Annotated in this window: 5 protein-coding genes and 3 pseudogenes; all 8 read left to right on the top strand. The window is 61.3% G+C overall.

Annotated features, from left to right (window positions below):
* Positions 1 to 966 precede the first annotated feature (966 nt).
* Positions 967 to 1,860, top strand: a pseudogene (locus EN964_RS08810) (hypothetical protein); the annotation flags it as partial.
* 88 nt (positions 1,861 to 1,948) lie between these two features.
* Positions 1,949 to 2,993: pseudogene (gene fni, locus EN964_RS08805) on the top strand (type 2 isopentenyl-diphosphate Delta-isomerase).
* A gap of 83 nt (positions 2,994 to 3,076) precedes the next feature.
* A pseudogene (locus tag EN964_RS38425) lies at positions 3,077 to 3,308 on the top strand (IS5/IS1182 family transposase); the annotation flags it as partial.
* A 667-nt stretch (positions 3,309 to 3,975) separates the two neighbouring features.
* Positions 3,976 to 6,282, top strand: coding sequence for a S9 family peptidase (locus EN964_RS08800; protein ID WP_024505658.1), 2,307 nt, complete (start codon positions 3,976 to 3,978; stop codon positions 6,280 to 6,282).
* Between the two features lie 833 nt (positions 6,283 to 7,115).
* Positions 7,116 to 10,502, top strand: coding sequence for a Ulp1 family isopeptidase (locus EN964_RS08795; RefSeq protein WP_245490636.1), 3,387 nt, complete (start codon positions 7,116 to 7,118; stop codon positions 10,500 to 10,502).
* Between the two features lie 220 nt (positions 10,503 to 10,722).
* The gene (locus EN964_RS08790) at positions 10,723 to 12,747 is read left to right on the top strand and encodes a conjugal transfer protein TraG (protein ID WP_024502848.1); all 2,025 of its coding nucleotides are present in this window, start codon (positions 10,723 to 10,725) and stop codon (positions 12,745 to 12,747) included.
* A gap of 116 nt (positions 12,748 to 12,863) precedes the next feature.
* A complete protein-coding gene (locus tag EN964_RS08785; protein ID WP_024502849.1) occupies positions 12,864 to 13,277 on the top strand; it encodes a CopG family transcriptional regulator in 414 nt (137 codons plus the stop codon).
* Positions 13,274 to 13,856: ATPase, T2SS/T4P/T4SS family (locus tag EN964_RS08780; RefSeq protein ID WP_164775764.1), on the top strand; the 583-nt coding region annotated here is incomplete at its 3' end. The genes EN964_RS08785 and EN964_RS08780, both read left to right, overlap by 4 nt.

The raw sequence follows: 13,856 nt of genomic DNA, 5'->3' as shown, positions 1-13,856 counted from the left end.
CCGTGATCTCGATCTTGCCCGGTCCGCCGCCGTGATTATCGCCCTTACCCGAATCCTTCGACATTGTCCTACTCCTGTGGCTTGCCAACCGCCCCACGCCCTGGCGCCCACCTGCGAGTGAGACCGGCGGTCTTCAATCGTTCACCCGGCGCCACGGCCGCGAGTACGCGAAAGACAGGGGATAAGCTACCGAATCGGTGCTTGCTTTCTTTTATGGGTGACTTGAGCCGCAAGTAAATGGTCTCAAATTGCTCCTCACAACTATAATCGATTAGAGCAATGCAAAAATATTGGCGACACGCCTATTCATCTGCTCTCTCACTCGCCTGCTCCGTGCTTGGCAAGGGGAGCTTTGACTGCGTCACGCGTCCCCCAAGCAGCCGATTGCGCCGGCAGCGCCGTAGGAACCGTCGTTCAGAGTCTTCACCACTCAAGCAGCCGCATGGATGCAGCCGACGCTCGTCTCCACAAACAGCGCAAGTGGTGCCTTGTTGGATAAGGTCGCCTCGTCCCTGGTGCAGCATCTGTCGGAACGGGTCCGCTGCGAGACCATGCCTCATCATCGCCCATGCGCAGCAGCCGGCGGTCGATGCTCGTAAGGCGTTCTGCTCATTTCGTGGCGAAGGCGCTGCTCGACTCGCGGACATATGCGGGCACCGAGGCGGAGGCTGACCAGTCGGCGCCGCGTTCGCGGATGTCGCTTGCAATGTGCTCGCGTGCGTTTGCCGCCGGCGACCTTGCCGTCCTCGCCTGCTATGGCGAGCCGGCGCAAGCGGATTGCTCGATACTGCCGGCGAGGCTGCGGGCCGGTCCTAACGGCCGTTCACAAGAGCTTGCATCAGCAACTGGCAATCGGATCGATAACTTCGCGATCGCCGTTATGGCGCGGAGATGCGGTCTCGCCGGGTTGTGGCTGGCGCTTCGTTGTGGGCGGCGCGTCGTAGCCGAGGGAGCAGGGGCGGCGCCATGATCCAGACCGAACGCGCGCTGCAGCAGGTGCTTGAGTGGGGGCGTGCCCTGACCGGTTTCGCGGATGAGCATGCTGAGGAAGCGGTAAGGGGCGGCCAGTATATCCTGCAACGCATTCACCCGAGCCTGCGCGACACCAGCGCCCGCACCGGCCGCGATCCGCAGGACGAAACGCTGATCGTGGCGTTCTATCGCGAACTGGCGCTGCTGTTCTGGCTAGACGATTGCAACGACGTTGGCCTGATCGCGCCGGAGCAGCTCGCCGCCCTGGAGCAGGCGCTGGGGCACGGCGTACCGTGCGTGCTCTCCGGATTCGAGGGCTGCGCTCAGCTGCGCGCTTCGCTGGCTGCGCTCGCTTACGATCGTCACGACTATGCTCGGCTTCTCGACTATACCCGGTGCTACTGCGCGGCGCTGCGCGCCGGACACGCGCAGGCGGCAGGGGCGCGACGCTGGTCTTACGCCGAGTACCTGCACAACGGCATCGATTCGATCGCTTACGGGACCGTGTTCTGTTGCCTGTCGCTGCTGTGGGGGCTGGACATGGCGACCTTGCGCGCGCGTCCAGCGTTTCGCCAGGTCCTGCGGCTCATCTCAGTGATAGGGCGCCTGCAGAACGATCTGCATGGACGCGACAAGGACAGGTCGGCCGGCGATAACGCGGCGATCCTGCTTCTGCAGCGCTATCCGGCTATGCCTGTGGTTGAGTTCCTCAACGACGAGTTGGCCGGCCATACGCGCATGCTGCACCGGGTGATGGCGGAAGAATGCTTTCCCGCGCCGTGGGGACCGTTGATCGAGGCGATGGCGGCGATCCGCGCGCAGTACTACCAGACTTCGACCAGCCGCTATCGCAGCGACGCTGCAGGGGGAGGCCAGCGTGCGTCGGCCTGGACGCGCCGGAGGCGGCGGCTTGGGCGCGCTGCCGTCGGTTCGATCCGACGCAACGCCGTCGCCCGCTGCTACGGATGGAGCGAGCATGAGCGACACCGCCCTGAGCCGGGGAAGGACGAACATCTGGACATCGTGCTGGATCGGCGAACGGCGCCGGCCACGGTGGCCGCTGGCTGGGAGTACATCCATTTCGAACACTGCGCACTGCCCGAGTTGGACCTGACGCAGATCGACCTGCGCGCCTCGCTGCTGGGCAAGGCTATGCGCGCGCCGCTGCTGATCAGCTCTATGGCCGGCGGCATGCCACGGGCCGAGGCCATCAACCGGCATTTGAGCGAGGCAGCGCAAGCCTTGGGGATCGCCATGTGCGGTTCGCAGCGTGTGAGCCTGCAATCCCGCAACTCCCAGGGGCTAACGCGCGCGCTGCGCCGCCTGGCGCCAGACATTCCCTTGCTGGCCAATATCGGCGCCGCGCAACTGCGGGAGGCCGACGGCCTGGACCTGGCGCGTCGCGCGGAGCACGCGCTGGAGGCCGATGGGCTCATCGTCCATCTCAATCCGCTGCAGGAAGCGGTACAGCCGGAGGGCGACCGCGAACTGGCGCGGCGTCCTGGCGCTGATCGCTGGCGCCGCGCGCATCGTGGGCGTGCCGATGGTGGCCAAGGAAGTGGGGGCGGGCCTGTCCGCCTCGGTGCCTGTGCGCTCGTCGAGGCGGGCGTGGCGGTAATCGATGTCGCCGGCGCCGGCGGCACCAGTTGGGCCGCAGTGGAGGGCGAGCGCGCCCGCAATGCCGCCGACCGTGCAGTGGCGATGTCATTCGCCGATTGGGGGATTCCACCCTGACCAGCGTGCAGGCGGTGCGTCGGGCGCTGCCAACGGTGAAGCTGATCGCGTCGGGCGGGATCCGCGATGGCGTCGACGTGGCCAAGGCCATCCGCCTGGGCGCGGACATCGCCGGGCAGGCGGCCAGCGTGCTGGGCGCGGCGACAGTGTCCACCGGGGCCGTTGTCGCGCATTTCGAGATCGTCATCCGCCAGTTGGCCGTCGCCTGCTTCTGCACGGGCTCGGCTGATCTGGCGGCGTTGCGTCAGGCGCGCTTGTTGCCCTCGTCGCATTTGTCCGCCGGTTGATGTCGGCGTCGTCCGCACGCTAGCAGGCTGCTGAAATACCTACGCCAAAGACAGACTATTGATCCCCCTGGCGAGACGGCTCGATTGACGGGAGCGATGTGTTCATGGAGCAGCTGTTCACGATGAAGCGGTTGGAAGATTTCGTTCCAGCCGGTCATCCTGGTGCCCGCACCGGCTGATGATCAATGGAGCGCTGGTGCGGCTAGACGGCATCCTTTCCGGCATGTACGCCTGCAGTGCCAAAGGCGGTCGCCCCAGCGTTGCGCCGGAGAAATTGCTGCGGGCCGTGTGTTGCAGGTGTTCTACAGCGTCCGTCGGAATTGATGCAGCAGGTGCTGCTGTGGCAAGGCCAAGACCCGGGAATGCCGTCAGCTTTGATCAGGCGCTTCGGGCCGTCGGAAACGCGCGAAGAGTCCGGCTTTCGAAAAAGGCCGAACGCCTCAGATAAAGCCAGAACTCCTTGGGTCACCATCAAACCAATTTGACGCCCCGGGACAATTTCGTCCGGCATTGTCCGGTGTGCGACGATGTTGGGGATGCGACATAGGCGGATTGCCGTGTATTTAAACCGCTTTTCCTTTGGCACGCATATTGCGCCCTATCGGTAAACCTCGTCATGGGCCGGCGGCAATCGCTCGGAGATTGTCGAAATAGCACAATGATTTCTGCCGGGGTGACATCCGGCCCGACTAGAGCAGGACCTTTCAGATGATGCAGAAAAGCAAGCGGCCATACTCGCGGGGAAATAGTCGCGTCAGGGCTGCATGGACGCTCTTTCCTGGTTGTTTCGGCGGCGGACGCCAACTCTTCAATCGGCACCCGAACCAGTGCCTGGATGTCCAAGGAGCGCCCCTGTTGCGCGTGCCTGGCTGCACCCGCGTGCTGGCTCTCCTCCAAGGCGACGCTTCGGCGCTGCTGCAGACCGGCGACGAGAACCCAACTTCAAAATTAGCATTCCGAAAACCGAAAGAAGTGAACAGGTATGTCCAGGATCGGCGCTTTGACGCGCGCCGCATGGCGATCGGCAACTCAGACGCTGGCCAAGGGTTCGAAAAGTTTACACCCGACGCTAGCGCCGGCCGATTTCAAGCGCGCACTTACGATCAACGAACGATATGGCGGGCTCACTGTCAATGTCCCCAAAATGCCTTTCTGGCTGACCGGGGGTGAAGCCTTCGTCTACCGCCGGACTAGCCACGGCGAGCAGCAGTTCATGCAGGTCGATGCTGCCACGGGTTTCAAGCGGCCCGCTTTCGATCAGGCGCGTCTGGCGGCAGCGCTAAACAAGGTGAGCCATGAGAGCTATCAAGCCGGCAATCTTCCGTTCGACCGTTTCGAACTGAGTGAGGATGGTCGCAGGCTCGACTTCCAGATTGAAGACACCCGGTGGAGCTGCGACCTTGCAAGCTATGACTGTACCAGCACCACATTCGATGCAAGGAAAGGGGACCGTAGGGAGCTCAGCCACCGCTACACGCCGCCAGCGGAGAACAACCCCGACAAGAGCAACGCGTCGCCCGACGGCAAATGGATCGCCTATATCAAGAACTGCAACGTTTTCCTGCGCAGCGAGGACGGATTGCAGGATGTTCCTCTGAGCCGGGACGGAGCCGAAGGCAATTGCTACGTCTTTTCGACGCTGAGCTGGTCGCCGGACTCGCGCCACCTCGCCGCTTACCTTGTTCGCCCCGGCTATAGGCGAGAGGTCCGCTACCTCAATTCTTCGACGGACCAGTTGGAGCGGGAATATTCAACAAAATTCTATCCCAGGCCGGGCGATGTCCTTCCGCTGCCCCAGCCAGTCCTGTTCGACATTGCCGGCCGGCGCCAGATCGTGATTGACGGTGCCCTCTTCTCGAACGTCTTCGAACTTTCCCCTCTCCGGTGGTGGGCGGACAGCCGCGGCTTCACTTTCGAATATAACCAGCGCGGGCATCAGCTTTATCGCCTGGTCGAGGTAGACGCCGCCTCGGGCCGCGGGCGCTCCCTGATCGATGAGACCAGCGAGACATTCGTTGATTATTTGCCGCTGGGGCATGGCCAGGAGGATGCCGGAAAAATCTTCCGTTACGATGTCGATGACGGGAAGGAGATCATCTGGGCATCAGAGCGCGACGGGTATGAGCATTTGTATCTTTTCAACGGCCGGACAGGCGCGCTCGAAAACCAGATCACGCGAGGTGAGTGGGTCGTCCGGAGGGTCAACCATGTCGATCCGGTCAAGCGTCAGATCTGGTTCGAGGCGAGCGGGATGAACTCGCAGGAGGACCCCTATTGGGTCCATGCTTACCGCATCGGCTTTGACGGCAAGGGACTGACTGCACTGACGCCCGAACCGGCCAACCACCATATCGAGTTCTCGCCTGACAGGCGCTATTATGTCGATCTCTGGTCACGCATCGATCTGCCCCCGCGCATGGCACTCTACCGCGCCAGCGACAATGCCAAGCTCCAGCAGATCGAGACGGCCGACATTTCTGAGCTCGTCGCCGCAGGCTGGCAGCCGCCGCTCAGTTTCCATTCCAAGGGGCGCGACGGCAAAACTGACATCTGGGGCGTGCTCCACCTGCCAGCCAACTTCGACCCGACGAAGAAATACCCGGTTGTGGAGAATATCTATGCTGGACCCCACGGCTCCTTCGTCCCAAAATCCTTCTCGCGGTGGACAGAGCCGCTCACGCAGCTGGGCTTCGTCGTTGCTCAGATCGACGGCATGGGCACCAACAACCGCTCCCGCGCCTTCCATGATGTTGCTTGGAAGAATCTGAAGGACGCAGGATTTCCCGATCGCATTCTGTGGCACAAGGCGGCGGCCGCGCAATATCCATGGTACGACATATCCAACGTCGGCATTTTTGGCGCATCCGCCGGCGGCCAGAGTGCAGTCAGCGCGCTGCTCTTTCACCCCGATTTCTACAAGGTCGCCGTCGCCAAAAACGGCTGCTTCGACAACAGGATAGACAAGACCTGGTGGAACGAACTTTGGATGGGGTGGCCGGTCGGCATTGAATATTCGCAATCCTCCGCCGTTGACAATGCTCACAGGCTGCAGGGCAAGCTGATGATCGCGGTCGGCGAAATGGATGATAATGTCGATCCGTTTTGCTCGTTCCAGCTTGCCGATCGACTCATCAAGGCAGGAAAAGATTTTGACATGGTCTACGTTCCTGGTGCCAATCACCATACTCTAGGCACCTACACCGAGCGCAAACTCCTAGACTTCTTCGTTCGCAACATTCTCGGTCAGACCCCGCCCGACTGGAACACCAAACCGATCGAGCTGGAATAGCTTGTGGCTCTTGCAATTGTTAGCTCGCCTTATCAGCTGTAATCAGGGCGAGGCGCGAGCAAATCTGCACCGAAGGACGATCGTGGAGTCTAGGACTTGCGCTGCGTATTGAGGATCGGCTCGCCGCGGCGTTGGTCTGAGCAAACTGCTTGATAGGCACGCCTGCAGACCGCGTGTGTGCGATTGCAAGATCCCCTATCAGCCTGGTGTGAAGCGTTCAGGGGAAAAGCCGCACCCAACGCCGCTTCCGCTCGCCGTAACGCTACGGCGGTGCGGCCCACCGATCCGCTCGACGAGCATTGGAACACATAGGTCCCCGAACGGACGATTGCCTTGGCAATAGAAGACCCTCGTCGGTCATCGCCGCTGTGGGTGGCAGCCCGTCGGTCTGGAGCTGCCACGATTCTCATCCTCGCGTCACATATGAGCTGAAGCTTTCCGGATCGGGTATCCAATCGGCATCCAGTTGCTCGGCGATATGGTTGAATTCTGCCCTCAGGACAAGAGTGAGTAGAGCAGCCCCGCTACGAAAATCCCATCCTGGTTCGTTTGACGCATCGACTATTCAGATTGATTGGCGTGATACCCGGCGCGGCCGCAACACGCGAGGCCGTCAACCGCTGAGCAGAAAACCAGCCTTCGCCTTCCGCGGCGGCGGACCTCGTCAGCCTCTCGAAAGCTTGCCTGAGTAGGTTGCTCATGTGATCTGTGGAAGTGAGGATAGCGTGCACCCGTACAAACTAGACATTCATCGTGGCAGCTTGGCTGCAGGTGCAGCACGCCGTACCGCACGAGCAAGCGGACAGGCCGGCCAAGCCGGTTTTGAGCAGCACTTGGGCGAACTGCAGGCGGCGGACGAGTTGATGGGTGCGCTAGGCGAGGAGGTCCTCGTCAATGGCTCGCATGGTAAAGGTGAGTTGAGACCAACGAAGAGGCAGAGGATCCAAAGCAATCTGCAGCATGCTGTCACTGAGCGGCAACCAGGTGAGGTTGGCAACTCAGGCGCTCGCGTGATGATGCAACTCCCCACCGATCAGGTGGGTACATCGGAACGGGAGGCGCAACTTGTGATGCAGGGGGACGAGCACGAATACACCCCAGCACCGCATCTCGACGGGTCGATGCCCTCGACAGTGCAGCCGGATCGTCCAATTGTGGTCCCCGACGGTGCCGACAAGCGTCCTGTTTATTCCAACGATGCCACCGCCATCGAAGGGCTGAAGTCAGCACTCCTTGCGGGTAAAGCCAGGCCGGACACGGTCACTCGCAGCACAAATTCTCTTTTCGGCTTTAGTCGTTGGCTCTTTCAAAACAACAAGCCAGGGCTTGCTGCTCGGCTTTACCATCCGTCGCTGAGCCAGGATCTCGAGGAGTACGAGAGTAGGGGTGGTTCCTCCACCGTGGCTGGCGCACTGCGTCAATTGATGAAGTCGATGGGCGGAGCCGGCCCGATTGTGGGTCGCGCTGTCCTGAACCCCCATCCTGACGACGCCGCGCTCACCAGACATTTCAGATCCGCGAGCGGCTACGCAACTGCTCTTAACCATTTCAGTCATTACCTACGTCAAAATGACAAGCTCGGAATTGCGGGTCGCATTTACGATAAATCGCTGGATAAAGATGTTGAGAGCTACAAGGCCGCCTCCTCTAATGGTGGAGCTCCGATCGAATCTGCGCTGGTTTATCTCCGCAAGAACCCGCCGCGCGTTATACTCGGGAATCATCTGGAAAACGCGGTCAGCATGGAGGCTCGTCCCCGTGGCGACGCTGCTCAGCATACCGCACCACAGCAGGGATTCGATTGGCCAGAGGAGCTCCTGCCGGTAGGTTATAAGGAGGGCACCGATCTACCATTGTCTCTCGCCCCAACCGCGCACCAACACCAAGCGCCCGACTTTGGAGAGGCCGTCCCTCACTTGAACTGGCGCCACGGCGACCAGGGCGCCCCGGAGGAGCTGGTAGCTGCACGGGACAGGAGCAGCCCGCTGCCAAGCGAGGCGGTGCCACATAAATCTGGACGGGGACTCGCTACGCAGCCCAGATTGTGGGCGGAGAAATCCGCCTCGCCAGAGCTCTTTCGACGGCGGGCGGAGCAGGCTCTGCCGGCGTCCGCCAGAGGTGTGGAGACATCCTCCGCGGTTGATGAAGCCGCGCAGGCCGCTCGCCAAGCTTTGGCTTGGTTGCAGCAGGAGATGGAGGGGATCGAACCGATGCAGGATCCTCATGAGGTGGCTACACCGGAATGTGAGGCGCAGCTCGTCAGGCAGAGGGATGAGCACGAATCCACCCCAGCACCGCATCCCGGAGGTGGTGGGTCGATGCCCTCGACAGTGCAGCCGGATCGTCCAATTGTAGTCCCCGACGGTGCCGACAAGCGTCCTGTCTATTCCAACGATGCGACCGCTATCGAAGGGCTGAGGGCAGCATTCCACGCGGGTAAGGCCAAAGCGAACACGGTCACTTACAATGTAAATTCTCTTTTCGGCTTTAGTCGGTGGCTCCTTCAAAACAACAAGCCAGGGTTTGCTGCTCGGCTTTACCATTCGTCGCTGGATCAGGATCTCAAGGAGTACGAGAGTACGGGTGGTTCCTCCACCGTGGCTGGCGCACTGCGTTACCTCAAGAAGTCGACAGGCGGAGCCCCGATTATGGCTCGCCCTGTCGTGATCCCCTATCCTGACGATGCCGAGCTCATTAGAAATTACAGAGCCGCTTCGACCAAGGAGTACCTGGCAGCGCCTGCGACCGGACGGAATCCAGATACCGTGGGCGGCTATACAAATTTTCTTAGACATTTTAGTCAGTACCTGCGTCAAAATAACAAGCTTGGGATTGCGGCTCGGATTCACGACAAATCGCTGGATAAAGATGTTGAGAGCTTCAAGGCTGTCTCCTATGGTAATAGGCTAAGTATCAGTTCTGCATTGGCTCACCTCCGGGATATCCTGCCGCGCATTGTGCTCGGGCGCGAAACTGTCCTTTCTGCTCATCCGGCAGACGCAGTCACCAGGCGCGTTGGGGCCGCTGCTGAAGCTGGGCCAGCGGCACCGGCAAGAGCTCCCCAACCCGCCTCGCCAGCAACCGCTAGGCTGCCAGGCACCTACCGCGGCCTTCCACTGGTTGATGTGACCACACTGACTACCAGTTCCTCTGGGGCTCAGATCGGGGCGCTCGATCCGACAGCCCCGTCCAACGTTGCAACGGGGCGGGTGCTCGGCGCCGCCGAATGGCTGAGCGACGCCCATATCCAGAGAGATTACAATTTGCTGGAGGGGCAACTGCAGGGGATCAATCCGGCGCTCGCTGCCCGGACTCGGCTGGTGGATCCTTCCGTATCCCATCTACTGCGACACACGTCGCCGCAAGACGCTCGAGGCATATTGCAGTCCATCTATAATCAAAACAACGCCACAGCCGACTTCCTGTTCTTGCCAGTGAATAATGGCACGGCTACTAGCCCCGGCACCCATTGGTCGCTGCTGCTCGTTGATCGCCGCGACCCGGAAAGGCGGTTCGCCTATCACTACGACTCCCTCCAGCGAGAGGGATATAACGACGTGCCTGCAAAACAGCTCGCAGGACTGCTGAATGCCACCTTGGCGCCAGCCCCCATGGCCAGACAGACGAACCATTATGATTGCGGCGTATTTGTCCTGGAGGGCACGTGGGCGCTGGTTGAACGATTGGTGAAAGGGCAGCGGCCAGACCACGAGCCGCTGCCCCTCGACAACCTCGTTGCCGATCGGCAGGCGCTGCAAGACCGGCTAAGGAGGCGCTTGCCGCACGAGGAAGAGCCGCGGCAGCTGCTGGAGGATGAACCCGCCTCCCCACCGATGATGGCATTCGAGCCAGGGGAACTGCGGCAACTGTTGGAAGACGAGCCTGCCTCCCCACCAATGATGGCGTTCGAGCCAGGGGAACTGCGGCAACTGTTGGAGGACGAGCCTGCCTCCCCACCAATGATGGCGTTCGAGCCAGGGGAACTGCGGCAGCTGTTGGAGGATGAACCCGCTTCCCCATCGATGATGGCGTTCGAGCCAGAGGAACTGCGGCAACTGTTGGAGGATGAACCCGCTTCCCCACCGATGATGGCGTTCGAGCCAGGGGAACTGCGGCAACTGTTAAATGAGCCTGCCTCCACTTGGGCACAAATCAATTCGACCCCACATGCGCGAGCGGACGGTGTTCATCAGCCAGCCCAGGCGCCCCTGGCTCCCTGAACGCAGAAGATAACTTTGCGGAGGAGCGATCACGCAACTGTCGTCGGCGCCGGGCCTCAGGGTGAATGGAGAGGATGGTGTCGCGTGAAGGCGCAACACGCGTGCTGACCGACCTGCATACGTAGGAAGTCGTTCATTGCTCCCAAATCGTATGTGAGGAACATTCCTGTCCCGGCTGCGCCGCGCGATGCTAGGTCGCGTTGTTCAGCGGGTCAAGCCGATGACACCTACGAAGCTACTGATCGGGCAGATCGCCGTTGTGTGCGCAATTGTCATTATCGGCGTATGGACGGCAACCCAATGGTGCGCTCAAATGCTGACCTACCAGACGCCTCTCGGCGCACCATGGTTTCTCTTCGCCGGCTGGCCAATCTACAAGCCGTGGAAGCTGTTTGAATGGTGGTTCCACTTCGATGCTTATGCGCCGGAGGTCTTCGACAAAGCCGGTACGCTTGCAGGCGCCAGCGGATTCCTGGGCTGTGCCGCCGCAATCGCAGGCTCGCTTTTGCGCGCGCGACAGCGCGGGTCGGTTACGACCTATGGGTCTTCACGGTGGGCCACGACTCATGAGGTCGAGACGGCAGGGTTGTTACGGCCGGCGGGCGTTTTCCTCGGTAGGCTGAACGATCGCTATCTGCGCCATGACGGCCCGGAGCACGTCATGGCATTTGCGCCGACGCGTTCGGGCAAGGGCGTGGGGCTGGTTGTTCCAACGCTACTTTCCTGGACCGGGTCTGCCATCATTCATGATATAAAAGGCGAAAATTGGCAGTTGACCTCCGGCTGGCGGTCGAAATTCTCGTACTGCCTTCTGTTCAATCCGACCGACCCGAGATCGGCACGCTACAACCCGCTGCTGGAGGTGCGCAAAGGCCCAGATGAGATCCGGGACGTTCAAAACATCGCCGACATCCTCGTCGATCCCGAGGGCGCGCTGGAGCGACGGAACCACTGGGAGAAGACCAGCCATTCACTTCTAGTTGGCGCCATTTTGCACGTGCTCTACGCTGAAGAGGACAAGACGCTTGCCCGCGTCGCCACCTTCCTGTCGGACCCGCAACGCTCGTTTGCCGCAACGCTACGGCGGATGATGACGACAAACCATCTCGGGACGGGGCATAACCCTCAGGTCCATCCCGTAGTGGCCTCGGCGGCCCGCGAACTCCTGAACAAGTCGGAAAACGAGCGCTCAGGCGTCCTCTCGACCGCCATGTCCTTTCTCGGGCTTTATCGTGATCCAACGGTCGCGGCGGCCACTTCGTCCTGCGACTGGCGCATCGCTGACCTAGTGGATGGAGAGCGACCGCTGTCGCTCTATCTGGTCGTGCCGCCTTCGGATATCTCGCGCACCAAGCCTTTGGTGCGACTGATCTTGAACCAGATCGGCAGGCGGTTGACGGAGCGTCTGGAGGGGGACCCGAAGAAGAGCCGTAAGCATCAGCTGCTCATGATGCTGGACGAGTTTCCGGCGCTCGGTCGCCTCGACTTCTTCGAAACGGCGCTCGCCTTCATGGCAGGTTATGGCATTCGCTCCTATCTGATCGCACAATCTTTGAACCAGGTTTCAAAGGCCTATGGCGAGAACAATGCTATTCTCGACAATTGCCACGTGCGAATTGCCTTTTCCTCCAATGACGAACGCACGGCCAAGCGCATCTCGGATGCCCTCGGCACCGCAACCGAACTTAGGTCGATGCGCAACTATGCGGGCCATCGGCTTGCGCCCTGGCTTTCACATGTCATGGTGAGCCGCCAGGAAACCGCGCGCCCGCTCCTGACGCCAGGCGAGGTGATGCAATTGCCGCCGTCAGACGAATTGGTCCTGGTTTCTGGGTTGCCGCCGATCCGCGCCAAGAAGCTGCGCTATTATCAGGATCAGAATTTCACAGATCGGGTGCTGCCTGCGCCGGTGCTGCACGACGGACCCTATGCGGACTGCCCTGCATCACGCCCGGACGGCTGGACTGGACAAGTGTGCAGCGTCGATAGCCGACTTGCTGCGGACGAGGAAAGCGCCGACGCGCCAGTTGAAGACGAGGGAGGCGTTCAGCAGCAACGCCATCCAAGCCTGCCCGAAGAAGACGTTGTTGTCTCTCAAGAGCCCGATCAGGCCGATCTGTACAAGCCCGCAGACGATGACAGCGAAGCGCTCGCGGACAAGCGTGTCATGGATCGGATTTCCACTGCGGCCCGCGCCTACGGTATCAACGAGGGCAGGGGCGACGATGTCATTCCCGGCTTCTGAAGTCCGCTGAGTTGCAGAGCGCACCTCAGCGTAGATAACGGCCATAAGCAATTTTGAGCGTCTGGCCGATGCTTCTCCCGTCGCCGGCGCAACGCCGGGCCGTCGGAACGAGCCGCATGAAGCCGCACCGCATTCGCCATCAGTTTCTGCTTGAGCCGGAGCTCAGCGAGAAACTGGACAACCTCAGTCGCGATCCGTCAACGACCAAATCAGCGATCGTGGCGAAGGCGATCGAGGCGTTCATCGAGCGGCGTGGCGAGAGCGAGTTCGATCGGCGCTACGGCGTAAGGCTTGACCGGCTCTCCCGCGATCTTGCCCACGTCAGGCGCGATTCCGAGGTGATCCTGGAGAGCCTGGCGCTCTTCATCCGCTTTTCGATCACCCTTCACGCCCACACGCCGGTCCCGGATCGATCAACGCAGGCTATTGCCCAAGAGCGTTTCGAGAAATTCGTTGAGAAGGTCGGCCGCCAGATCGCTTCCGGCAAAAAGTCGCTTAGCAAAGACAATGGTGGGGGAGGGGAAGGATGAGCTCTCATCCCGAGGCCGACCACCGGCGGCGTGTCATGCTGCGCACCGCCATGGGTCCGGCAATCACCGAAGCCCTGGCCGATCCGTCCGTCATCGAGGTGATGGTCAATCCCGACGGCGCGCTGCGACTCGACCGGTTAGGCGAAGGTCGGGTCGATACCGACGTTCACATGCACCCGTCCGAGGCAGAACGTATCATCCGCCTGGTTGCTTCGCACGTGCGCGCCGAGGCGCACGCCGACAACCCGATCGTCAGTGCCGAATTGCCGTCTGGCGAACGCTTCGAAGGCCTGCTGCCACCTGTGGTGTTGGCGCCATGTTTTGCCATCCGCAAGCCCGCCGCGAAAGTCTACACCCTGGCCGACTATGTTGCCGAACGCATCATGCTGCCGCTGCAGGCCGATGCGCTGAAAAAGGCCGTCCGCGAGCGGCGCAACATGCTGATCGCCGGCGGCACTTCCTCGGGGAAGACAACACTCGCCAACGCTCTGCTGGCTGAAGTCGCCGAATGCGACGATCGGGTGATCCTGATCGAGGACACACGCGAACTGCAGTGCGCGGCCAGGGACTGCGTTGCCC

Origin of the sequence: Mesorhizobium sp. M7A.F.Ca.CA.001.10.2.1 (genome assembly GCF_003998575.1) — a bacterium.
Classification (GTDB): domain Bacteria; phylum Pseudomonadota; class Alphaproteobacteria; order Rhizobiales; family Rhizobiaceae; genus Mesorhizobium.
The sequence above is the reverse complement of the archived record's forward strand: the minus strand, read 5'-3'. Positions and strand labels throughout refer to the sequence as shown.